The sequence below is a fragment of the Streptomyces sp. NPDC126510 genome, assembly GCF_040302345.1.
In the GTDB taxonomy this organism is placed as follows: Bacteria; Actinomycetota; Actinomycetes; order Streptomycetales; family Streptomycetaceae; genus Streptomyces.
Genome location: NZ_JBEORR010000010.1, coordinates 296,081 through 318,095, shown reverse-complemented (window position 1 = coordinate 318,095; position 22,015 = coordinate 296,081). Strand labels below are relative to the sequence as shown.

The window sequence follows — 22,015 nt, the reverse complement described above, 5'->3', positions numbered from 1 at the left end:
AGCGAGCCGAACAGGTACAGCCAGTAGGCGAACATGTTCAGCCGGGGGAAGGCCACGTCCGGCGCGCCGATCTGGAGCGGCATGATCCAGTTCGCGAAGCCGGCGAACAGCGGCGTCGCGAACATCAGCAGCATGATCGTGCCGTGCATCGTGAACGCCTGGTTGAACTGCTCGTTCGACATGATCTGCAGACCAGGCCGGGCGAGCTCGGCGCGCATCAGCAGCGCCATCACGCCGCCGATGACGAAGAACGCGAAAGACGTGACCAGGTACAGCGTGCCGATCGTCTTGTGATCCGTGGTCGTCAGCCACTTGAGGTGCCTCATGCCCCGCCTGTGTCCGCGCCCCGACCGGGCGTCACACTTCACCGACGCGACGAGAATCACGCAACCGGGTGTGACGATCGAGAAGGTGCCGGACACGAACGGGACATGAGCAACGACGAGATCTTCGCCGCTGCCTACCGCGAGCACTACTGGGCGGTCAGCCGCTATGTCGCGCGGCGACTGGACGGGCGGACCGGTGAGGTGGAGGAAGTGGTGGCGGAGGTGTTCACGGTCGCCTGGCGGCGCCGGGCCGACCTCCCGGCCGCCGCGCTGCCCTGGCTGTACGGCGTGGCACGCAACTGTCTGGCCAACGCGGTACGCGGACACGGACGCCGCCGCCGGCTCGTCGACCGCCTCGGCAACGACGACGCCGCGCACGGACGGCACATCACGGCGGGCCCGGAGGCCGACACCCCGGGCGGCTGGGTGCACGAGGCGCTCTCCCGGCTCTCCGCGGCCGACCAGGAGGTGCTGCGGCTGACGGCCTGGGAGGAACTCGGCGTCGACGAGGTCGCCATCGCCCTCGGCTGCGGCAGCCGGGCCGCCGCCATGCGCTTGCACCGGGCGCGGCGCCGCCTCAGAGCCGAGATCGACCGACTGCGTCCCGAGCTCCCGACCGCCGAGCACTCCTGCATGACCGCCCCGAAGGAACACGGCCATGGCTGACGAACTCGAACTGCTGCGCAGCGCCGACCCGGTGCCGCCCGACGGCCCCCACTTCGGCGACGGACCCCTGGACCACAACGCCGAGCGCCGGCTGGAGCAACTCCTGCGGGAGGGGCCGGGACGGGCTCCTGACCGTCCGGGGGAGCGGCGGGGTGCGGCTCCTGACCGACCGGGAGACCGGCGGGGTGGGGCCCCGGGTCGTCTGCGGGACCGGCTGGTGCAGGCGGCCGGCCGCTCCGGCTCGCGCTCCCGATCGGGGTGGGGGCCCCGGCTGGCCTGGGGAGTGGTCGCCGGAGCCGTCGTCGCAGCCCTGACCCTCACCTTCGTACTGAGCGGCCCGAGCACCACACCCGCGGTCGCCGCGCCCCGCCCCCTGGTGATCGAGTCGGACTCCACACCCGTACCCCTGGACCGGCTGGCCGAGCGCGCGGCGGACGAGGCCGCGGTCGACGGCTCGCCCCGCCTCCGCAAGGGCACGCACGTGCAGTCCTGGAGCCTGGGGATGTCGGACGACAAGCCCCCGATCACCCTGCCGCAGGAACGCATCGTGCGCTGGCGCCCCGACGGCAGCCACACCGAACTCGTCGTCGCGACCGACCCGAGACACCCAGGCAGGCCGGTCCTGTCCGACGAGGGCGGCACACCGCGGCTCGTCCACGACCGCCACGTCCTGCTCGACCGGACGTACCCGCCGAGCTGGAGCGACGCCCCGCCCCAGTCGCCCCCGCCCCACGACCCTGCCGAGCTGCGCGCCTACCTGACGGAGTCCCAGTTCACCGACACGCCGCTGACCACGCCCGAACTGCTCGACGCCACGGCGACGCTGCTGGACCACTGGACGCTCGGCGCACGCGAGAACGCGGTGCTCGCCCGGCTGCTGGCCACGGCAGAGGGGCTGCGGCCGGCCGGCCGGGTGACCGACCGGCTGGGCCGGCGCGGCGAGGCCTATGTGAACGACTCCCGCGGCGTCCGCCGCATGCTGATCATGGACCCGGCCACCGGTGCCGTCCTCGGACTGGAGAGCACCCTCACGGCCCCGGAGCCCGCGTTCGGCGTGGAGGCGGGCGACGTCATGTCGTACAGCGCGTGGATGCGCTGATCACACCGGCGAGACGCCGAGTTGCCGGGCGGCGGCCTCCACCGTCTGCTCCAGCAGCGTCGCGATGGTCATCGGTCCGACGCCTCCCGGTACCGGTGTGATCAGCGAGGCCCGCTCGACGGCGGAGTCGAAGTCGACGTCGCCGACGTTGCCCGGGTTGTACCCGGCGTCGATCACCACGGCGCCCGGCTTGATGTCCTCGCCGCGCACCAGCCGGGGCCGGCCCACCGCCGCCACCACGATGTCGGCCTCGCGCACGGCCGCCGGCAGGTCGCTCGTGCGCGAGTGGCAGTAGGTGACCGTCGCGTCCCGGGCGAGCAGCAGCATGCCGACGGGCTTGCCCAGGATCGCGCTGCGTCCCACCACCACAGCCCGCTTCCCGGCCGGGTCGACGCCGTACGCGTCGAGCAGCCGCATGATCCCGCCGGGTGTGCACGACACGAAGCCGGGCAGGCCGAAGCTCATCGTGGCGAAGGAGGCGAAGGTGACGCCGTCCACGTCCTTCGCCGGGGCAATCGCCTCGAACGCGGCCCGCTCGTCGATGTGGTCGCCCACCGGGTGCTGGAGCAGGATCCCGTGCACCCCGGGGTCCGCGGACAGCGCCTCGATCGTGCCGACGAGTTCTCCCGTGGTCGTGGCGGCGGGCAGCGCCACGTGCCGCGAGGTGATGCCGGCCGTGCGGCAGCGGTTCTGTTTCATCCGCACGTAGGTGACGGACGCGGGGTCCTCACCGACGAGCACCGTCGCGAGACAGGGCGCGGCGCCCGTCCGCTCGGTGAGGGCGGCCGCGCGCTCGCCGGCCTCACCGATGATCCGCCGGGCGAGCGCGGTGCCGTCCATGAGACGTGCCTGAGACATGATCCATCCCTGGGCTGGGGTACAGCTTCGCCCAGGCGCACGGCATCGACTTCCGAGGGACCGCTCCCCGGTGGTGCTTCACCTCAGCGCCAGTCACGGTCCGGTCCCACCCTAACCGGGCCCGGTGAGGCCGCCGTTACGCGTCCCAGGCCTGGATCAGGGTCTGCTCGGCGATCTTTCCGCCACGCAGCGTGATCATGGACTCGGACAGGACGCGCACACCGTCCGCGTACTGACAGCTCTCGCTGTAGGCGGCCTCGTCGCCCTGGACGATGCACCGCTCCACTTTGTGCGTCATGTCCCGGCTGTAGACGTCCTCCAGCATCCGGCCGATCTCGTCCCGGCCGTGCAGGACCTTGGGGTGGCTGGGCTGGGTGGTGTGGTCGACGATGCGGAACTCCGCGTCGTCCGCGTAGAGCGAGAGCAGGATGTCCGGCTCTCCTTCCACGCCCCGGCGCAGTGTCTCTCTGTCGAAGGCGGGGTCTGCCGCGGTTCCCATGATGGACCTCCTTCGAAGGGCCGCGGCCCGCTCGGCAGCGGGCCGCGAGGGCCTCACCCCCGAGCCTCCTCCCGCCCGGCGGCCACGGCAAGCGCAGTGGAAACAGTGGGATTCACCCGGGTCCTCACCTCAGTCCGCCGTGGCGAGGAACTGCGTCGCCGCCAGCTCCGCGTAGAGCGGATCGGCCGTCACGAGCTCACGGTGCGTGCCGACGGCCCGGACCCGGCCCGCGTCCATCACCACGATCCGGTCGGCCATCGTCACCGTGGACAGCCGGTGCGCCACGACGAGGACCGTGGTCGTCCGGGCCACGTCCGCGACGGTGTCGCGCAGCGCCGCCTCGTTCACCGCGTCCAGCTGCGAGGTCGCCTCGTCGAGCAGCAGCAGCCGGGGGCGGCGCAGCAGCGCTCGGGCGATGGCGACGCGCTGGCGCTCCCCGCCGGACAGCTTGGTGCCGCGGTGCCCGACCAGCGTGTCGAGACCCCCGGGCAGCCGGGCCACCAGGTCGTCGAGACGGGTCGTCTTGAGCACCCGCCCGAGGGCGTCCTCGCCCGCCGCCGGATTGCCCAGCAGCAGGTTGTCACGCAGGGAGCCCGACAGGACCGGCGCGTCCTGCTCCACGTAGCCGATCGCGGCCCGCAGCTGGGACAGCTCCCAGTCGTTCAGGTCCCGCCCGTCCAGGGTGATCACGCCGGACTCCGGGTCGTAGAACCGCTCGATCAGCGAGAAGACGGTGGTCTTGCCGGCGCCGGACGGGCCGACGAACGCCGTCATGCCCTGCGCGGGCACTGTGAACGTCACCCCGTTGTGGACGTGGGGCAGGTCGTCGGCGTAGCGGAAGCGGACGTCGTCGAAGGCGAGGGCGGCGGGCTGCGCGCCGGGGGAGGGCAGCGGCGCGGCAGCGGCGGCCGGCTCGGCGGGCAGGAGCAGCGCCTCCTCGATGCGGGTGAGGGCCGCGGCGCCCGTCTGGTACTGGGTGATGGCGCCGACGACCTGCTGTATCGGGGACATCAGGTAGAAGACGTACAGCAGGAACGCCACCAGGGTGCCCACGTCGACCGCGCCGGTCGCGACCCGCGCGCCGCCCACCGCGAGCACCGTGATGAAGGCGATCTGCATGGCGAGCCCCGCCGTGTTGCCCGCGGCGGCCGACCACTTGGCGGCCCGCACGCTCTGCCGCCACGACTCCTGCGCCGCCTCGTGCAGCGTCCGCTCCTCCCGGTGCTCCGCGCCGGACGCCTTCACGGTGCGCAGCGCGCCGAGGATCCGCTCCAGCGAGGCACCCATGACCCCCACCGCGTCCTGCGCCTGCCGGCTCGCCCTGTTGATGCGCGGCACGATCACCCCGAGGACCACGCCCGCGCCCAGGATCACGGCCAGGGTGACGCCCAGCAGCACGGCGTCCACCAGCCCCATCATCACGACCGTGGCGACGAGCGTGAGCCCGCCCGTGCCCAGACCGACCAGCGAGTCGGTGGTGACCGCCCGCAGCAGCGTGGTGTCGGAGGTGATGCGGGCCATCAGGTCACCGGGTTCGCTGCGGTCCACGGCGGTGATCCGCAGCCGCAGCAGATACGACGACAGGGTGCGCCGCGCACCGAGCACCACCGACTCGGCGGTGCGCGTCAGCACGTACGAACCCAGCGCGCCCAGCGCCGCGTTGGCAACGACCAGGGCCGACATGGCGAGCAGGGCGCCGGTGATGGCCCGGTCGTGCGACAGGTCGTCGATGAGGCCCCGCGCCACCAGCGGCAACAGCAGCCCGGTCGCCCCGGTGACCAGCGACAGCAGCGCACCGGTGAACAGGGACCAGCGGTGCGGCCGTACGTATCCGAGGAGCTGCCGCCAGGCGGGGGTGGCGGTCTCGGTCTCTGCGATGCTCACGGCGCTCCCTCGGCGTCGGCGGAGCGTTCAGGCTACGTCGCCGCCGACCCGTGCGGCCTGCCCTTTCGCGGCTTTCCGTGCGGAGCCGGGTGGCTGATCCGTGCCCCTTACCGATCAGTCGCGCGTAGGGTCGGAAGGGAACGGACCCCGGCCGACGAAGGAGTCAGCAGCATGGCCCAGGAAGTACGCGGCGTGATCGCGCCCGGCAAGGACGAGCCGGTGCGGATCGAGACGGTCGTGGTGCCCGACCCCGGCCCGGGCGAGGCCGTGGTGCGGGTGCAGGCCTGCGGGGTGTGCCACACCGACCTGCACTACAAGCAGGGCGGCATCAACGACGAGTTCCCGTTCCTGCTGGGCCACGAGGCCGCGGGCGTGGTCGAGACTGTCGGCGCCGGCGTCACCGACGTCGAGCCCGGTGACTTCGTGATCCTCAACTGGCGTGCGGTGTGCGGGAAGTGCCGGGCCTGTCTGCGCGGGCGGCCCTGGTACTGCTTCGACACGCACAACGCACAGCAGAAGATGACCCTCGCCTCGACCGGCCAGGAGCTGTCCCCGGCCCTGGGCATCGGCGCCTTCGCCGAGAAGACGCTGGTCGCGGCCGGCCAGTGCACCAAGGTCGACCCGCGCGTCGCCCCGCAGGTGGCCGGGCTGCTCGGCTGCGGTGTGATGGCCGGCATCGGCGCCGCGATCAACACCGGGAACGTCGGACGGGGCGACTCGGTCGCCGTCATCGGCTGCGGCGGTGTGGGCGACGCGGCCATCGCCGGATCGCAGCTGGCCGGAGCGGCGACGATCATCGCCGTCGACATCGACGACCGCAAGCTGGAGACCGCCCGCTCCATGGGCGCCACGCACACCGTCAACTCGCGCGAGAGCGACCCCGTCGAGGCGATCCGCGAACTCACCGGCGGCTTCGGCGCCGATGTCGTCATCGAGGCCGTCGGCCGCCCGGAAACCTACAAGCAGGCCTTCTACGCCCGTGACCTCGCCGGCACGGTCGTCCTCGTCGGCGTCCCCACACCCGAGATGAAACTCGAACTGCCGCTGCTCGACGTCTTCGGCCGCGGTGGAGCGCTGAAGTCGAGCTGGTATGGCGACTGCCTGCCCTCACGCGACTTCCCCATGCTGATCGACCTGCATGTGCAGGGGCGCCTCGACCTCGGCGCGTTCGTCACCGAGACCATTCAGCTCGACGAGGTGGAGAAGGCCTTCGAGCGGATGCACCACGGCGACGTGCTGCGCTCGGTGGTGGTGCTGTGATGACCACACGCATCGAACACCTCGTCACCTCCGGGCAGTTCAGCCTCGACGGCGGCACCTGGGACGTCGACAACAACGTGTGGATCGTCGGTGACGACCACGAGGCGATCGTCATCGACGCCGCCCACGACGCCGACGCCATCGCCGAGGCGGTCGGGGACCGACGGCTCACGGCGATCGTGTGCACGCACGCCCACAACGACCACATCGACGCCGCCCCCGCCCTGGCCGAGCGCACCGGCGCCACCATCTGGCTGCACCGAGACGACCTGCCGCTGTGGAAGCAGACCCACCCGGACCGCGAGCCGGACGCCTGGCTGGTCGACGGCCAGGTGCTGGAGGCCGGCGGCGCCGACCTCAGGGTCCTGCACACCCCCGGGCACGCGCCCGGTGCCGTCTGCCTCTACGACCCGGGGCTCGGCACCGTCTTCACCGGCGACACCCTCTTCCAGGGCGGGCCCGGCGCCACCGGCCGTTCCTTCTCGCACTTCCCGACGATCATCGACTCCATCCGCGACCGGCTGCTCACCCTGCCGCCGGAGACGACGGTCCGCACCGGACACGGCGACTCCACGACCATCGGCGCGGAGGCCCCGCACCTGGAGGAATGGATAAGCCGGGGCCACTGACCGCGACTCGCCCGTAAAAGGCGACAGAAGATGTCCGGCTTACCCGTCACGCTGAACGCGTCAAGCAGTCACCGTCACGGGAGGCCGGACATGTCAGCTCCGTTGCAGGACAAGGTCGCACTGGTCGCGGGTGCGACTCGGGGCGCCGGGCGGGGGATCGCCGTGGAACTCGGCGCGGCCGGCGCCACGGTCTACGTCACGGGCCGCACCACCCGCGCCCGCCGCTCGGAGTACGACCGGCCCGAGACGATCGAGGACACCGCCGACCTGGTCACCGCGGCCGGGGGCAAGGGCATCGCCGTCCCCACCGACCACCTCGACCGGGCGCAGGTCCGGGCGCTCGTGGACCGGATCGCGGACGAGCAGGGCCGCCTCGGCGTCCTGGTGAACGACATCTGGGGTGGCGAGAAGCTCTTCGAGTGGGACACCCCGCTCTGGGAGCACGATCTCGACAACGGCCTGCGCCTGCTGAAGCTCGCCGTGGAGACGCACGCCGTCACCAGCCACCACGCCCTGCCCCTGCTGCTGCGCAACCCCGGCGGCCTCGTCGTCGAGGTCACCGACGGCACCGCCGACTACAACCGCGAGAACTACCGCGTGAACTTCTTCTACGACCTCGCCAAGGCCTCCGTGCTGCGCATGGCCTTCGCCCTCGGCCACGAACTGGGCCCGCGCGGGGCCACCGCCGTCGCCCTCACCCCCGGCTGGCTGCGTTCGGAGCTGATGCTGGACGGCTTCGGAGTACGGGAGGAGAACTGGCGCGACGCCTTGGAACGCGTCCCGCACTTCGCCATCTCCGAGACCCCGCACTACGTGGGCCGTGCCGTGGCGGCACTCGCCGCCGACGCGCACGTGGCGCGCTGGAACGGACGGTCTCTCTCCAGTGGCCAACTCGCCCAGGTGTACGGCTTCACCGACCTCGACGGCAGCCGCCCGGACGCCTGGCGTTACCTGGTGGAGGTCCAGGACGCGGGGAAGCCGGCGGACACGTCCGGCTATCGCTGACGCGGACGACCCAGAAGTCAGCTGTCAGTAATCCCCCCTTGCGCGGATTTGTCCCCTCTGTGCCGGTGGGGTATGTCACTGTTCGGTCCCAGCGCGCCCGACTGCACAACCGGAACCGTTCTCCGTCCGTCTAGCTGGCAGACATCACAGACCCGTTTTCGCGGAAGGGCAGACCAGCCATGGGGGACGTACGCAGACGGAGCGCCGTCGCACTGGGGATCACCGGCCTGGTGGCACCGCTCACGCTCGCACTCGGCGCCGCACCGGCCCAGGCCGCGAGCTGCACCACGCAGGCCGGCCCGTACCAGAAGAAGGTCGAGAAGTTCCTCGGCCGTCCGGTCGACGGCAAGCAGTCCGCCGCCGACTGCACGGCCATCCGGGCCTTCCAGACCAAGCACGGCATCACGCCGAACATCGGCTACGCCGGCTCGGTCACCTGGGGGGTGATGGACCTGATGCAGAAGCAGAAGGCCGTCGGCAAGACCCCCAACAAGGACGGCAAGTGCCCGGTGAACAAGGGCCGGATCGCCTGTGTGAACCTGACGCTCCAGCTGAGCTGGATCCAGGACGGCGACAAGCTCGTCTACGGCCCCGTCCCGGTCCGCACCGGCCGCGACGGGTACGAGACCCGCACCGGCCTGAAGAAGATCTACTGGCGCAACATCGACCACGTGTCGTCCATCTACCACGTGCCGATGCCCTACGCCCAGTTCTTCGACGGCGGCCAGGCCTTCCACTCGGTCGGCGTCAGCATGTGGAACCCGCCGGGCTCGCACGGCTGCACCAACATGACGAAGACCGACGCCAAGAAGTACTGGTCGCTGCTGAAGAAGGGCGACGACGTCTTCGTCTACGGCCGCAAGCCGGGCACCTGATCCGAGGCACCCGGCTCGCACCCGTCGCCTCCTACTGGGGCGCGTCCCCGAAGTCCGGGATCTCCAGCCTGACCCCGCCCTGCCGCGCGGACTCGTGCGCGATGATGCCCGGCAGGGTGTAGCGAGCCGCCACCCAGGCGTTCACCGACGGCAGCGTGCGGTCGTTGACCGCGGTCACGAAGTCGTCCACCAGGAAGTGGTGGCTGCCCTCATGGCCGTTGTGCAGGTGGTCGAACTCCCTCGGCAGCCGCGCCCGGTCGTGCACGGGCGCCGAACCGGAGGTGAAGGCGGCCCGCAGATCCGGCGCGATGTGCTGCAGCGAGGGGTCGTCGGGCGCCATGGTGGGCTTGGGCTCCAGCAGTTCGCTGATGTCCTTCACCCCCTGCTTGTCCTGCCACAGGGCGACCGTGGCGAGCTGCTCCATGCTCGCCTCGGTGCCGAAGAAGCGGAAGCGCGATTCCCGTATGTGCGAGGGGTAGCCGACCCGCCGGAACTCGTTCGTACGGAACGAGCCGCCGCCCGCCACCTCGAACAGCGCGGTGGCGTTGGAGACGTCGTTGCCGAACTGGCTGACGTCCTTGTCGAAGACGCCGTCGCCCCGGTCGTCGACGACACCGATCGCGGACACGCTCACCGCGTGCGTCCTCCAGGCGCCCAGCACCCCGCCGACCGCGTGCGTCGGGTACAGCAGCGGGGGATAGCTGGCGGTCGCCTTCCAGTTCTCGCCCCCGCTGTACTGGTAGGCCTCGTAGAACCCCAGGTCCATGTCGTGGACGTAGTCGCCCTCGGCGTAGAAGAGCCGCCCGAAGGCGCCCTCGGCGATCTGGTTGCGGGCGTGGACCGTGGCCGGGTTGTACTCGCTGGTCTCGCCCATCATGTACGTCAGCCCTGTGGCCTTGACCGCGTCGATGATCGCCGCGATCTCCTCCGTGCTGATCGCCATGGGAACCGCGGAGTACACGTGCTTGCCGGCGTTGAGGCCCTGGAGCACCAGCGGCCCGTGCGTCCAGCGCTGGGTGAAGATCGCGACGGCGTCGACGTCCTCCGACTCCAGCATGGCCTGGTACGAGGGGAAGGTGCCGGCGAGCCCCTGGGCGGCGGTGAGCTGCTCGGCCCGTTCCGGCAGCAGGTCGGTGACGTAGACGTCGCTGACGCCGGGGTGGGCCTGGAACAGCGTGGCGAACTGGCCGGAGAACTGGCCGGCGCCGACGATGCCGAGGGAGAACGTCATGGAGCGCGTGCCCTTCACTGGGAGAGGATGAGGTTGATCTGGTCGTTGGCCTGATCGAGGCTGCTCACGGGCTTCCCGTTGCCGTAGATGTCCTCCATCGCCGGCTGCATGAGTGCCGTCATGTCCGCCGAGTAGCTGGCGATCGGATACGAGAACGTCCGGAAGTCCTTCTTGTCGGCCACCGGTTCGGTGAAGGACGAGACGTCGATGCCCTTCTTCCGGTAGGCGGCGTCGGCGGCCTCGGTGCCGGCCTTCGTAGCGGGGAAGACGACGCCGTACTTGCCGACGACGCTCTGGCACTGGTCGGAGGCCAGGTATGCCACCCACTTCTTGGCGCCTTCCTTGTTCTTGGCGGCCTTGGTGACGGAGTCGGCGAGCCCGTTCATCATGGTGGCGCGCTTGCCGGTCGGGCCGACCGGCGTCAGGGCGGTCTTGATGTCCTTGCCCTTGAAGCCCGCGTACGTGCTGATCATCCAGGCCCCGTCGAACGCGGTGGCCGCCTTGCCCGCGGCGATCTGCGTGTTCTGCTGGTTGGACTGGACGTTGTAGTCCGACAGGGGCGGCATGTAGCCCTTCTTCGCCAGGCCGAAGTACCACTCGATGACCGACTGGAAGGTCTTGCTGTCGTACTGGTACTTCGTGCCCCAGCGCGCCTTGTCCAGGTAGCTCCACCCGGCGGAGGCGGCGAAGTTGCTCCACTGCGTCTGGCCGTCGCCGTAGCCGCCACCGCCCGTGGCCAGGCCATACACCTTGACGTTGTTCTTGTCGAAGCCCGGTTCGTCGCCGCGCTTGCCGTTCCTGTCGATCGTGAGGCGGGCGATGGCCTTCTCGAAGGTGCCGCCGTCCTTCGGGTTCCAGGAGAGGTCGTCGAGCTGTTCGGCGGTGAGACCGGCGTCCTCCACCATCTTCGAGTTGTAGAACAGCGCGACGGTGTCCCAGTCCTTCGGGGCGCCGTAGCGGTGGCCGTCCTTGCCGATCCAGTTGGCGGCGAGGCCCGGCTGGTAGTCCGCGTTCTTGATGCCCAAATCGTCGAGCGGTTCGAGGACCTTCAGGTCGGCGAACTGGCCGAAGTACTGGATGTGGTCGGTGAACACGTCCGGCTGGGTGCCCGCGATGAACCCGGCGGTGAGCTTGGTCCAGTAGTCGCTCCAGCCCAACTGCGTGATCCTGACCTTCAGCCCGGGGTTCTCCTTCTCGAACCCCTTGGCACAGGCCTGGTAGGCGGGCAGCTGGTTGGCGTCCCACAGCCAGTACGTGACCGTGTGCGCGGAGGATCCGGCGGCGCCTCCCTGCGCGCATCCGCTGACCAGGGACAGCGCCAGCGCTCCGGTCGCCGCGACGAGCGGGCGAAGTCGAATTCGCATCACAGTCCCCTTACTTGATTCCGGTGAAGCCGATGGAACTGACGATGCGGCGGGCGAAGCAGGCGAACAGCACCAGCATCGGCAGCGCGGCGATCAGCGTCGCGGCCATGAGCCCGGACCAGTCGACGCCGGTCGCCGGGGTCTGCGCCCGGAAGACCGCGAGCGCCACGGTCAGTACGCGCGAGCTGTCGCTGTAGGAGACCATCAGCGGCCAGAAGTAGTCGTTCCAGGAGGTGATGTACGTCAGCACGGCCAGCGTGATGATGGGCGTGGACGCCATCGGCAGGACCACCCGGAAGAAAACCTTGATCTTCCCGGCGCCGTCGAGCAGCGCGGCCTCCTCCACCTCCTTCGGGATGTTCATGAAGAACTGGCGCAGGAAGAACACCGCGAACGGCGTCATGAACATGGTGGGCAGCGCGATGCCGAGGAGCGTGTCGATCAGGTGCAGCTGCTTGATGAGCACGAAGTTCGGCAGCAGCGTGAAGATGGCCGGCACCATCATCCCGGCCAGGAACAGCCCGAACACCTTGTCGCGGCCCCGCCAGCGCAGCCGGGAGAAGGCGTAGGCGGCCATCGCGGAGAAGAAGATCTGGCATCCGGTGATCAGGGTCGAGACCAGCACCGAGTTGAGCAGGTAGCGCCAGAAGTCCAGCCCGCCGCCCGCGCCGCCCTGTGCGACGGCCTCCTCGGCCGACTGCATTCCCAGGGCGCGTTCGAAGCCGCTCGTGGTGAGGTCCACGGGCAGCGGGTTGGTCGGGTCGGCGTTCAGGCCGGCGTTGGTGGACAGCGCGGTGCGCAGGATCCAGTAGAACGGCAGCAGGGTGATGAGGACGATCAGTCCCATCACGGTCCAGGCGGCGGCCCGCCCGAAGGAGAACCTGCGCCGAACCGGCCGCAGGGTCGTCGGCGTCGTTGTCGTCACGGCGGTCATGGCGGTGTCTCCTTCCGTCAGCCGAGGTCGGTCCGGCCGGCCCGGGTGAGCCGGTACTGCAGGACGGTGATCGCGCTCAGCACGACCAGCAGGGCGACGGACATGGCCGAGGCGTAGCCGAACTGGAAGCGGCCGAAGGCGGAGCCGTAGATGTAGTACTGCAGGACGTTGGTCGCGTTCGCCGGACCGCCCGCGGTGGTCACGGCGACCGTGTCGAACACCTGGAACGACCCGATCACCGTCATGATCAGCACGACCGCGAGCACCGGCCGCAGCAGCGGCATGGTGATCCGCCAGAACATCCGCCACTCGCTCGCGCCGTCCACCCGGGCCGCCTCGTACATGTCGTTCGGGATCGCCTGGAGACCCGCGAAGAGAAGCAGGGCGGTGTAGCCGACGTGCCGCCACACGTTGATGAGCGCGATCGTCGGAATGGCCCAGGCCTCGTCCGCGAGGAACGGGATGCGGTCCGCGCCGAGGCCGCTGATGATCTCGTTTCCGATGCCGAGCTGGGTGTCGAGGAGCCACAGCCAGACGAGACCGGCGACGACGTTCGACATCAGATACGGCGTCAGCACGATCCCGCGCAGCATCGCCGACTGCGTCAGCCGCTGGAGCAGGACGGCCATGGCGAGCGCCGCGACCGTCTGGATCCCGATGTTGATGGCGACGTACTCGACGGTGACCCACAGGGAGTCCCAGAAGATGGGGTCGTTGACCATGCGGACGTAGTTGTCCAGGCCCACCCACTCCGCCGGGGTCAGCAGGTTGAAGCGGGTGAAGCTCAGATAGATGCCCCGGAGCGTCGGCCAGAGCAGGAAGACCAGGAAGCCGAGCAGCGCCGGCGCGATGAAGACCGCGGCCAGCCGCCCGTCCCCCCGGTCCTCGCCGGACACCCCCTGGCGCGGCCCGGTCCTGCTGCGGGCCTCCGCCGCGTCGCCCGAGGGCAGACGCGAAGGAGGACTGCTGGAGGCGATGGTCATCGGGAGACTCCCTCGCTGCGGCGGCTCGTCCTCTGGCGGGACTTACTTTTGGTGCGAAACAATTGCTGCGTCAAGAGCCCTGCAAACATCTTTTCCCAGGAACCGACATCTGCCTAGAGTGGTCATGTTGGTTTCAGTGCGAAAAAAACGGGTGAGGGGAGTCGGACCTTTCATGACCGAAGGCACCTCCGGCTGGCTGCCGCTGAGCCCGGGTGAGCGCTCCGTGGCGATCGAAGTGCTGGTCCACGGCCCGCTGTCGCGCACGGAACTCGCCCGCAGGCTGGGCCTGTCGGCCGGCAGCCTCACCCGCCTGACCAAACCGCTGATCGAGTCGGGCCTGCTCGTCGAGGTACCCGAGGCGGGAGCGCCCGCGGAGACACGCCAGGGCCGCCCCTCGCAACCGCTGGACGTCGTCGCCGACTCGGGCTTCTTCCTCGGCTTCAAGATCACCGAGGACGCGGTCTACGGCGTCGTCACCACCCTTCGAAGTCACATCGTCGCCCGCCACGACCGTGCACTCACCACACACGACCCCGCCGAAGTCGCCGACATCCTGGCCGAGATGACGGCCGAACTGGCCGAGGGGCACCCTGGCCTCGCCGGGATCGGCATCGGGGTCGGCGGCTTCGTCCAGGACCGTGCCGTGGTCGGCGAATCCCCGTTCCTGCTGTGGCGGGACGTCCCCCTGGCCGAGCTGGTCGAGGAGCGCACCGGGCTGCCGGTGGTCGTCGAGAACGACGTGGCGGCCCTGGTCGAGGCGGAGACCTGGTTCGGCGCCGGGCGCGGACTGGACCGCTTCGTCGTCCTCACCATCGGCGCCGGCCTGGGCTACGGGCTCGTCCTGGGCGGCAAGCGGGTGCCCTTCGCGGAGGAGGACCGCGGCTTCGGGAGGCACTGGATCATCGACTCCCACGGACCGCTCACCCCGGACGGCAGGCGCGGCAGTGCCGTCTCGCTGCTGACCATCCCCAGCATCCGCTACCAGATCCGGGCCGCCACCGGCGAGGACCGCACCTACGAGGAGATCCTCGCCCGGGCCGCCGCCGGGGACCCGATGCCCGCCCGGGTCGTCGGCGAGGCGGCGCGGGCCCTGGGTGCGCTCGTCGCGCAGATCTCCAACTTCGTGATGCCGCAGAAGATCCTGCTCGCGGGGGAGGGGGTCGGGCTGATGGACGTGGCCGGCAAGACGGTCGAAGAGACGGTCCGTGAGCTCAGGCACCCGCTCGCCGCACCGATCGGCCTGGAGACGAAGGTGTCCGACTTCCACGACTGGGCCCGCGGTGCGGCCGTGTTGGCCATCAAGGTGCTGGTGCTGGGGTCGGCCGAAGCGTGAAAGACGGCGAAATTCCCGTAGGTGAAAGGTACTCACAGGCGGTTGATGTGAACAGCCTCACGTTTACCGGGAGATGGACGTGATCAGCAACACTGTCCGAAATGCCCGTTTAGCTCGTGATTACTCACATCGCCTTCACGTCCGGCGACGTATGCTTCACAGCATGTCCACCACTGTTGAAACCTCATCCGAGCGATCGGCTGACGAGGTCAACGAGGAGATCCGTGCGCTGTGGCGCCGGTCGGGCGGGACACTGAGCGTCGAGCAGCGCGAGGAGTACCAGCGGCTCGTCCTGGAGTGGGCCTCCGCGGCCCCACAGTAGGCGTCGCGGCCTGACCCTCGTCCCGGCCCGCTGACGCATCGGACCCTCGTCGAAGGGCGCCCCTGATCCAATGGGTGCCCTTCTCGCACTGTCCTCGGCCGTCGTCTACGGCATCGTCGACTTCGCAGGCGGTCTGCTGTCCCGGCGCGCACATCACACCGCCGTCACCTTCCTCGGCCAGCTGGGCGGGTTGCTGCTCGCCTGCGCCGCCGCGCTCCTCCTGCCCGCCGGCTGAAGCTGCCGCCCGTGCACTGTGTCCAGGCCGTGCTCATCGGGGCCGGGGCGGCCCTCGGCCTCGTGCTGTATCTGCTCGCCGCCCAGCGGCAGTTGCTCGCCGTCGCCGTGGTCCTGGCCTCTCTCAGCCCGGCCCTTCCCGTGGTGCTCGGCCTCGTCCTGCTGCACGAGCGGATCAGCCGCCGTCAGGCGGTGGGACTGCTGGGCGCGGGGATGGCGACCGTGCTGCTCACGCTGGGCTGACAGGGACACCCGGTGACGGCCCGCCGCCGACGGCATCATCCCCAAGTCGTCGAGTAGTACTGCCGATACGCCTTGCGGTCCTGCTCCGCGCGGATCCAGCGGGTCGCCACGAGAGCGACGAGGCTGCCCGCGATGACGAGCATGCCGGGGCCGACATTGCGCGGGTCGGTGAGGCGGCTCAGCAGGGTCGACACGTCCGTGCCCGTGACCGGCGCCGACGTACCCGGCGAGGCCGCGCCCTGCGACGCCGACGGGGCCGGTGCGGCGCCCGTGCCACCGGCCGACTTGGCCACGATCAGTTTGACGCCCAGCTCGGTCAGCGCCTTCGTCACCGGCTGGAAGAACGTCGTACCGCCCGCCTTGCAGTCCCCGCTGCCGCCCGACGTCAGCCCGAGCGCGATGCCATCGGCGAACATCGGGCCCCCGCTGTCACCGGGTTCGGCGCACACGTTCGTCTCGATGAGGCCGCTGACCGTGCCCTCGGGGTAGTTGACCGTGGCGTTGAGCGCGGTCACCTCCCCCTCGCGCAGTCCGCTGGTGCTGCCGCTGCGAAAGACCTTCTGCCCGACCTCCGCATCGGCGACGCCCGTGATCCGCACGCCCTTGCCGTCACCGACCGCCACCACGTCCGCGCCCTTGCCCGCACGGCCGGCGTCGTACTTCACCAGGGAGTAGTCGTCACCGGGAAAGCTCCCCTTGAGCGAGGTGCCGACCTGCTGCCGGCCCCGGTCGTCGGCGAACCAGACGGAACCGTCGGGACCGCAGTGCCCCGCCGTGAGGATGAAGTCGCTCTCCCCGTCGGTCACGTTGAACCCCGCCGAACAGCGCCCGGCCGTCGACAGGATGGGCTGCGCGCCGTTGAGCCGTGTCGTGAACGTGCCCTCGGTGCGCTCCATGCGCACGAAGGAGCCGATGCCCTCGGCGACCTCGGTCATCCTGGACCAGGCGGAGGCGGAGACGGTGCTGTCGCCCCGTACCACCACCTGGTTGTTCTTGTAGTCCAGGGCCCACGAGGTGCCGGAGACCCGCGGGGCCGAACGCAACGTGGCCGCGGCGGACTTGAGGTCGCTCATGCTGTGGCCGACCATCTTGGCCTGTGCCCCGGCGCGCTTCACCGCGGCGGCCGCCTCCTCGTCGGTCACCGCGACGACCGGCCGCCCGGACGAGTCGATCCAGCTGCCCGCCGTGCGCGCGTTGCCGAGCCGGGACACGAGGTCGGTGCCCTCACCGGTCGCAGGTGGCGCGGTGAACGGGACGCCGATGACCGGAGCCGATGGCTCGCTCGCCACGGCGTTGGTGACCATGGCTCCTCCGAGGAGGAGTCCGCCGACGGCCGCCAGCCGTGTCACTCGCCGGACGACCCGTCGTCGTGCGTGCCTCATGCATGGCTCCCGAACCCGAACATCACGCTGCGAACACCGCAGGGCCCTCCTTGAGTTGAGTGCCCCTCATCCATACGGGGCGCAGCCCCGCCGCGTTCAGCGCACCGGCGATCTCTTCGGGCGTCACCCGGCGACCGGGTCCGCGAGCAGCGCCCCGCTGCGAGCGTCGCCCCACACCGAGCCCGGATCGACGTAGGGCCGCAGCAGGGCGGTGAGCGCCGGGTCCCCGCGGCCGTTCAGCTCGTCGGAGGCGATCTTGCGGGCGATCCCGGCGAGGAAGTCCGCCACCTGCACCCGTGCGTCGTCACGCGCCACGACGAGCCGCAACCCGGCCAGGCCGGCCCCGGCCCGCAGGGCGGTCCCCTCGATCCACGCGATGCGGTCGGGCGTCAGCATGTTCTGCCGGTCGTGGACGAGGCGGACCGGCCGGCCGTCGCGGCTCCAGAGGGCGGCCGTGCGCACGATCGCCGGGAGCAGCGGGTTGAGGAGCGGGATCAGCGGCGGCCCGGCCCGGAGACCGTCCCGGTACGCCACCGCGCGGTGCCGGGTCGCGGCCAGCCGTTCCAGGACGCTCGCCGCGTCCGTGCGGGGCCGCGCACGGAGCAGGGTGTCGAGGGTGCCGTAGAAAGCGTCCACCGGGTCCCCGTCCTGACGGACCCGCAGCAGTTGGTTGGCCGCCTCGAGGAACGCCCGCCAGCCGGCCTCCCCGAAGGCCGGGCGCCCCGCGCGGAAGAGGACGGCCGCCTCGGCCACGTCGCCCAGCAGCAGGCCGAGGGTTCGGTCCACCACGAAGAACGTCTTCTCCATGAGGTGCACCCGGGCGTGCCCGTCGATCGGCCCCCGCGGCGCGAGCAGCCACTCCAGCACCGCTCGGTGCTTCTCCCGCAGCAGGTGGTTCGCCTTGTACTCCTCGGCCGGTGACCTGATCCGGTCCCGGATCTCCCGCACCGACGCCGCGGCCGCCGCCTCGGACAGCGAGACGCCGGCGTGCGCGAACACGTCCGTGTTCCCGCCGGTGAGGTTCTCACCGTCCGACCCCGACTCGTCGCACGCGACCTCCAGGACCGCCTCCGCCGCCCCGCCCCGCTCACCGTCCGCTGGATTCCCGCTCACCGCACAGCCCCCTATCGTGTGCCCATGACCAGGATCCCGCACGAGTCGTCCGGTGAACCTAATCCCCTGCAGGCCCTCACTCTCGATCGCCTCCGGCAGCGCACGAGCATGAAGTGGCGCACCTACCCCGAGGACGTGCTGCCGCTGTGGGTGGCCGAGATGGACGTGCCGCTCGCGGAGCCCGTCGTGCGCGCCGTCACCGACGCGCTCCACCTCGGCGACACGGGCTACCCGGCCGGCACCGCCTACGCGGAGGCGCTGGCCGGCTTCGCCGGGAAACGGTGGGGCTGGCACGGGCTCGCCGTCGAGCGCAGCGCGATCGTGCCGGACGTCATGCTGGGTGTCGTCGAGATGCTCAGACTGGTCACCGGGCCCGGCGACACCGTGGTCGTGAACCCGCCCGTGTACCCGCCGTTCTACCTGTTCGTGGAGCACATGGACCGGCGGGTCGCCGAGGCCCCGCTTGGGGCGGACGGGCGGCTGGACCTCGACGTCCTGGAGGAGACCTTCCGGCGGGCCGTGACGGACCGGCGACGGGCCGCCTACCTGCTGTGCAGCCCCCACAACCCCACCGGCACCGTGCACACGGCCGCGGAGCTGTCCGCCGTCGCGACCCTCGCCGAGAGGTACGGCGTGCGCGTCGTCGCCGACGAGATCCACTCCCCGCTCGTGCTCGACGGCGCCGGCTTCGTGCCGTATCTGAGTGTGCCGGGCGCCGAGCGCGGCCTGTCGCTGATGTCCGCCTCGAAGGGCTGGAACCTGCCCGGGCTCAAGGCCGCCCTGGCGATCGCCGGGCCCGGGGCCGCTGCCGACCTGGAGCGGATGCCCGAGGAGGTGGGGCACGGCCCCAGTCACGTCGCCGTCATCGCCCACACCGCAGCCCTGCGCGACGGGCTCCCCTGGCTGGACGCCCTGCTGGCCGGTCTCGACGCCAACCGGCGGCTGCTCGCGGACCTGCTGGCCGAGCACCTGCCCGCGATCCGCTACCGGCCGGGCGAGGCCACCTACCTGGCCTGGCTCGACTGCCGCGCCCTCGGGCTCGGCGACGACCCGGCCGATTTCTTCCTACGCCACGGCAGGGTCGCCCTCAGCTCCGGCCTGCCCTTCGGCACGGGCGGCACGGGCCATGCCCGGCTCAACCTGGCGACGTCGGAAGAGGTGCTCACGGAGGCGGTGCGCGCCATGGCGGCGGCGCTCCACTGAGCGTCGGGGCGCGCTCGTACACTGCCCGCCATGGACGACACAACGCTGGACGCACTCGGCGCGGGAAAGTACCTGCTGATCACCAGCTACCGCAGGAACGGCACGCCGGTCGCCACCCCGGTCTGGGTGGTGCGCGACGGTGCGGCGCTCGGCGCGTGGACGGCCGCCGACTCCTGGAAGGTGAAGCGGATCCGCAACCGTGCCGACGTACTGGTCGGTCCCTGTGACCTGCGCGGCAATCCCACCGGCGACCAGGTGCCCGCGACGGCGGAGATCTGCGATCCGGCCACCACCGCCCGCTACCGGCGGCTGATCGCCCGCAAGTACGGCCTGATGGGCCGGCTGACCCTGCTCGGCAGCCGGTTGCGCCGGGGCGTGGACGGCACCGTGGGCATCCGCGTCACTGTCCGCTGAGGAGGTGTCAGCTCCAGGCCCGGTACGGCTCGTCCAGGAGCTGGAAGACCGGCTCGCCCCGTACCGGGTCCTTGGCCGTGGACAACCGCACCCGGTCGCCGCTGTGGATGCCGATGGGCGGGCCCATCACCCGGCCGCGCACCACGAAGCCCTCCGCCATCTCGATCAGGGAGACGTTGCGCGCCGCGGGGGTGTTGCGGTGCACCACGGTGGAGTGGCGCACCGTGCCCGTGCCCTCGGCCCGCTCCGTGCGCAGCTCGCTGCCCCGGCAGACCGGACAGAGCACCCGGTGGTACATGGCGGTGCCGCACCAGGTGCAGCGCTGGTAGAGGATGGCCTCGGAGTCCTGGCCCCGCGGGTCGAGCAGACCCGTCGCGGAGCCGGCTGCCTGCTGAGTGACGCTTCCTGAGTGGTACACGCTGGTCAACTCCCTGCACTCGGCCGGAATCCGTGTACGCGATCACTCGCGCACACGGGTGCGCGGCTCGCCGTGCCACCGTGCACGCAGCACAGAGTATGGCACTCAGTGCCACTCGTAAAGGCACTCCGTACCCTCAATGTGCGGAGGCTCAGCCCCGCCCCAGCGTCGTCTCGATCTCCTGCACGACCCGCCACAGCGGTGCCCCGCGCCGCGACACGACGACCACCACGTCCTCCGGCTGCTCCACGGCGGGCGGCACCGGTACGCCGCCGAACGCCGACTGCACGTAGGTCAGCGCGCGGTCGACCGCTGCGCTCGCCTCGCCCTGCCCGTCCGAACGCAGCCAGGAGCGCAGCGCGTTGTTGTGCGCCGCGACCACCGCCGCCGCGATCACGTCGGCCTGCAGGGTGCCGTCCCGGCAGGCGGCGAAGCGCCGGCGCAGGTACGCGGCGAGGGCCCGCTCGTAGCGCCACACCACCGACGCTTCGTAGGCACGCAGCCCCGGGACCTGCTTGGTGAGGCGGTAGCGCTGCACGGAGAACGTCGGGTTCTCGGCGTACATCCGCAGCACGAGCCGGGCCGCGTCGCAGACCCGCCCCACGGGTTCGTCGTCGTCGGAGCCGTCCGCGAGGAAGGCCGTCATGTCGGCCAGGCAGCGCTCGTGGTCCGGGAAGACCACGTCCTCCTTGGAAGGGAAGTAGCGGAAGAACGAGCGTCGTCCGACTCCGGCGAGGGCGACGATGTCGTCGACGGTGGTCTGCTCGTACCCCCGCTCCAGGAACAGCTGGAAGGCCGCCGCCACCAAGGCGTCCCGCATGGGCGGCTTCCCGGTGCCCGCCTCGGCTTTCTCGGAGCTCATGAGCGCGAACGTAGCACCCGGAAGGGGCATGGCACTCGGTGCACTCGTCCGGAGGTACTGAGTGCACTGCCCATCGGACGTGACCGGTCTCTGAACCCCGGACGCGATGGCCGCGTATCCAACCTCGGACGATCCTCGAAGACGGGCGCCCCCGGGCCCGGACGAAGGAGAGCAACGTGTCGACACCGTCCGAGCCCAGGCCCCCGCAGGACGGCCCGGCCCTCGAACCCATCCGCGTCCTGCGGCCCCGCCGCACCGACGCGCTCGCCGAACTGATGCGGGAGTTCCGGCGGGAGACCGGTCAGGAATCCGGCGGCCACGAGTCCGTCGCGCTGCCCCGACCGCCGGCCGGCTCCGAGGCCCTGACGCAGGAACTCCCGCCCGTCGCCCGCGAGATGCGTCGGCCCACGGACGTCGTACCCCCGGGAGCCGGGCTGCGCCGCGCCGCCGTCGCGGTGGCCGTCCTCGCGGCCGCGGTGATCGGCTTCGGCGGTGCGCTCCTGCTCCGCGGCGAGCACACCGACGACCACGCGGCGCCCGCGCCGCCCCCGTCCGCCGCCTCCACCCCCGACCCCACACCCACACCCGCGTCGCCCACCCCGCCCGCCGCCGCACCCGTGGACCCGGACGGCGCCGGCACGCTGCGCGAGGGAGCATCCGGCCCGGAGGTGACCGAACTCCAGCAACGCCTCCTGAGCATCCCGGACGTCTACCGGGACGGCTCCACCAGTGGTCGCTACGACCCCACCCTCACCGCGGCGGTCGCCCGCTTCCAGCTCTGGTACGGCATCCGCGGCGACGAGACGGGCGTCTACGGCAACGACACCCGGGCCGCCCTGGAGTCCCGCACCCCGGCGGGCGCGGGCTGATGTGTGACC

At 71.0% G+C, this 22,015-nt stretch carries 25 protein-coding genes and 1 riboswitch; of the genes, 13 read left to right on the top strand and 12 right to left on the bottom strand.

The annotated features are described in order from the left end of the window. The coding region (locus tag ABTX60_RS17205; protein ID WP_352097853.1) for a cbb3-type cytochrome c oxidase subunit I at positions 1-326 on the bottom strand (326 nt) is incomplete at its 3' end. A gap of 105 nt (positions 327-431) precedes the next feature. On the opposite strand from ABTX60_RS17205, the gene ABTX60_RS17200 reads away from it, so the two are divergent. Both ABTX60_RS17200 and ABTX60_RS17195 read left to right on the top strand, forming a co-directional pair. Beyond that, positions 432-992, top strand: a complete 561-nt coding sequence (locus ABTX60_RS17200) for an RNA polymerase sigma factor (protein ID WP_352097852.1) — start codon at positions 432-434, stop codon at positions 990-992. Next, on the top strand, positions 985-2,091 hold the full coding sequence (locus ABTX60_RS17195; protein WP_352097851.1) for a CU044_5270 family protein: 1,107 nt from the start codon (positions 985-987) through the stop codon (positions 2,089-2,091). Before ABTX60_RS17200 ends, ABTX60_RS17195 begins: the two co-directional genes overlap by 8 nt. On the opposite strand, the gene ABTX60_RS17190 is transcribed toward ABTX60_RS17195, so the two are convergent. The 3 genes from ABTX60_RS17190 to ABTX60_RS17180 all read right to left on the bottom strand — a co-directional run bounded on the left by ABTX60_RS17190 (position 2,092) and on the right by ABTX60_RS17180 (position 5,332). Continuing rightward, the gene (locus ABTX60_RS17190) at positions 2,092-2,949 is read right to left on the bottom strand and encodes a bifunctional 5,10-methylenetetrahydrofolate dehydrogenase/5,10-methenyltetrahydrofolate cyclohydrolase (protein ID WP_352097850.1); all 858 of its coding nucleotides are present in this window, start codon (positions 2,947-2,949) and stop codon (positions 2,092-2,094) included. Between the two features lie 22 nt (positions 2,950-2,971). Then, a riboswitch (ZMP/ZTP riboswitch) is annotated at positions 2,972-3,056 on the bottom strand. A gap of 29 nt (positions 3,057-3,085) precedes the next feature. Next, on the bottom strand, positions 3,086-3,448 hold the full coding sequence (locus ABTX60_RS17185; protein ID WP_352097849.1) for a nuclear transport factor 2 family protein: 363 nt from the start codon (positions 3,446-3,448) through the stop codon (positions 3,086-3,088). Positions 3,449-3,577: 129 nt separating this feature from the next. Then, positions 3,578-5,332, bottom strand: coding sequence for an ABC transporter ATP-binding protein (locus tag ABTX60_RS17180; protein WP_352097848.1), 1,755 nt, complete (start codon positions 5,330-5,332; stop codon positions 3,578-3,580). A gap of 171 nt (positions 5,333-5,503) precedes the next feature. On the opposite strand from ABTX60_RS17180, the gene ABTX60_RS17175 reads away from it, so the two are divergent. The 4 genes from ABTX60_RS17175 (at position 5,504) to ABTX60_RS17160 (ending at position 9,101) form a co-directional block, all read left to right on the top strand. After that, complete coding sequence (locus ABTX60_RS17175; RefSeq protein ID WP_352097847.1) at positions 5,504-6,592, top strand: S-(hydroxymethyl)mycothiol dehydrogenase; 1,089 nt, start codon at positions 5,504-5,506, stop codon at positions 6,590-6,592. Further along, entirely contained in the window at positions 6,592-7,221 is a 630-nt protein-coding gene (locus ABTX60_RS17170; RefSeq protein WP_352097846.1) for an MBL fold metallo-hydrolase, read from the top strand. Before ABTX60_RS17175 ends, ABTX60_RS17170 begins: the two co-directional genes overlap by 1 nt. 90 nt (positions 7,222-7,311) lie before the next feature. Continuing rightward, positions 7,312-8,226 carry an SDR family oxidoreductase gene (locus ABTX60_RS17165; RefSeq protein ID WP_352097845.1) on the top strand — a complete coding sequence of 305 codons (915 nt, stop codon included), beginning with the start codon at positions 7,312-7,314 and terminating at the stop codon, positions 8,224-8,226. A gap of 179 nt (positions 8,227-8,405) precedes the next feature. Further along, on the top strand, positions 8,406-9,101 hold the full coding sequence (locus tag ABTX60_RS17160) for a L,D-transpeptidase family protein (RefSeq protein WP_352097844.1): 696 nt from the start codon (positions 8,406-8,408) through the stop codon (positions 9,099-9,101). Positions 9,102-9,132: 31 nt separating this feature from the next. Here the strand turns inward: ABTX60_RS17160 and ABTX60_RS17155 are convergent, their stop codons facing one another. From ABTX60_RS17155 to ABTX60_RS17140, 4 genes are read right to left on the bottom strand one after another with little or no spacing between them, the layout of a single operon-like run. Further along, positions 9,133-10,332, bottom strand: coding sequence for a Gfo/Idh/MocA family protein (locus tag ABTX60_RS17155; protein ID WP_352097869.1), 1,200 nt, complete (start codon positions 10,330-10,332; stop codon positions 9,133-9,135). A 14-nt stretch (positions 10,333-10,346) separates the two neighbouring features. Next, positions 10,347-11,696, bottom strand: coding sequence for an ABC transporter substrate-binding protein (locus tag ABTX60_RS17150; RefSeq protein WP_352097843.1), 1,350 nt, complete (start codon positions 11,694-11,696; stop codon positions 10,347-10,349). Positions 11,697-11,706: 10 nt separating this feature from the next. Beyond that, complete coding sequence (locus tag ABTX60_RS17145; protein ID WP_352097842.1) at positions 11,707-12,630, bottom strand: carbohydrate ABC transporter permease; 924 nt, start codon at positions 12,628-12,630, stop codon at positions 11,707-11,709. 17 nt (positions 12,631-12,647) lie between these two features. Then, on the bottom strand, positions 12,648-13,613 hold the full coding sequence (locus ABTX60_RS17140; protein WP_352097841.1) for a carbohydrate ABC transporter permease: 966 nt from the start codon (positions 13,611-13,613) through the stop codon (positions 12,648-12,650). A gap of 172 nt (positions 13,614-13,785) precedes the next feature. Between ABTX60_RS17140 and ABTX60_RS17135 the strand changes: the two genes are divergently transcribed. The 4 genes from ABTX60_RS17135 (at position 13,786) to ABTX60_RS17120 (ending at position 15,745) form a co-directional block, all read left to right on the top strand. Continuing rightward, positions 13,786-14,946 carry an ROK family transcriptional regulator gene (locus ABTX60_RS17135; RefSeq protein WP_352097840.1) on the top strand — a complete coding sequence of 387 codons (1,161 nt, stop codon included), beginning with the start codon at positions 13,786-13,788 and terminating at the stop codon, positions 14,944-14,946. 163 nt (positions 14,947-15,109) lie between these two features. Further along, a complete protein-coding gene (locus ABTX60_RS17130; RefSeq protein WP_180989589.1) occupies positions 15,110-15,268 on the top strand; it encodes a hypothetical protein in 159 nt (52 codons plus the stop codon). 70 nt (positions 15,269-15,338) lie between these two features. Next, positions 15,339-15,503 (top strand): hypothetical protein, encoded by a 165-nt coding sequence (locus ABTX60_RS17125; RefSeq protein WP_352097839.1) that lies wholly within the window; start codon positions 15,339-15,341, stop codon positions 15,501-15,503. An 11-nt stretch (positions 15,504-15,514) separates the two neighbouring features. Next, positions 15,515-15,745 (top strand): EamA family transporter, encoded by a 231-nt coding sequence (locus tag ABTX60_RS17120; RefSeq protein ID WP_352097838.1) that lies wholly within the window; start codon positions 15,515-15,517, stop codon positions 15,743-15,745. 35 nt (positions 15,746-15,780) lie between these two features. Here ABTX60_RS17120 and ABTX60_RS17115 read toward each other — a convergent pair whose 3' ends face one another. Next, positions 15,781-17,127 (bottom strand): S1 family peptidase, encoded by a 1,347-nt coding sequence (locus ABTX60_RS17115; RefSeq protein WP_352097837.1) that lies wholly within the window; start codon positions 17,125-17,127, stop codon positions 15,781-15,783. Between the two features lie 123 nt (positions 17,128-17,250). After that, complete coding sequence (locus tag ABTX60_RS17110; protein ID WP_352097836.1) at positions 17,251-18,240, bottom strand: hypothetical protein; 990 nt, start codon at positions 18,238-18,240, stop codon at positions 17,251-17,253. Between the two features lie 24 nt (positions 18,241-18,264). Here ABTX60_RS17110 and ABTX60_RS17105 point away from each other — a divergent pair, with 24 nt between their 5' ends. Both ABTX60_RS17105 and ABTX60_RS17100 read left to right on the top strand, forming a co-directional pair. Beyond that, positions 18,265-19,443: a MalY/PatB family protein gene (locus tag ABTX60_RS17105; RefSeq protein WP_352097835.1), complete on the top strand. Its 1,179-nt coding sequence runs from the start codon at positions 18,265-18,267 to the stop codon at positions 19,441-19,443. Between the two features lie 30 nt (positions 19,444-19,473). Then, entirely contained in the window at positions 19,474-19,857 is a 384-nt protein-coding gene (locus tag ABTX60_RS17100; protein WP_352097834.1) for a PPOX class F420-dependent oxidoreductase, read from the top strand. Between the two features lie 7 nt (positions 19,858-19,864). Here the strand turns inward: ABTX60_RS17100 and ABTX60_RS17095 are convergent, their stop codons facing one another. Next, the gene (locus ABTX60_RS17095; protein WP_104788120.1) at positions 19,865-20,275 is read right to left on the bottom strand and encodes a Zn-ribbon domain-containing OB-fold protein; all 411 of its coding nucleotides are present in this window, start codon (positions 20,273-20,275) and stop codon (positions 19,865-19,867) included. Positions 20,276-20,426: 151 nt separating this feature from the next. Continuing rightward, positions 20,427-21,095, bottom strand: a complete 669-nt coding sequence (locus ABTX60_RS17090; protein ID WP_352097868.1) for a TetR family transcriptional regulator — start codon at positions 21,093-21,095, stop codon at positions 20,427-20,429. Positions 21,096-21,313: 218 nt separating this feature from the next. On the opposite strand from ABTX60_RS17090, the gene ABTX60_RS17085 reads away from it, so the two are divergent. Then, a complete protein-coding gene (locus tag ABTX60_RS17085) occupies positions 21,314-22,006 on the top strand; it encodes a peptidoglycan-binding domain-containing protein (protein WP_352097833.1) in 693 nt (230 codons plus the stop codon). Positions 22,007-22,015: the final 9 nt, after the last annotated feature.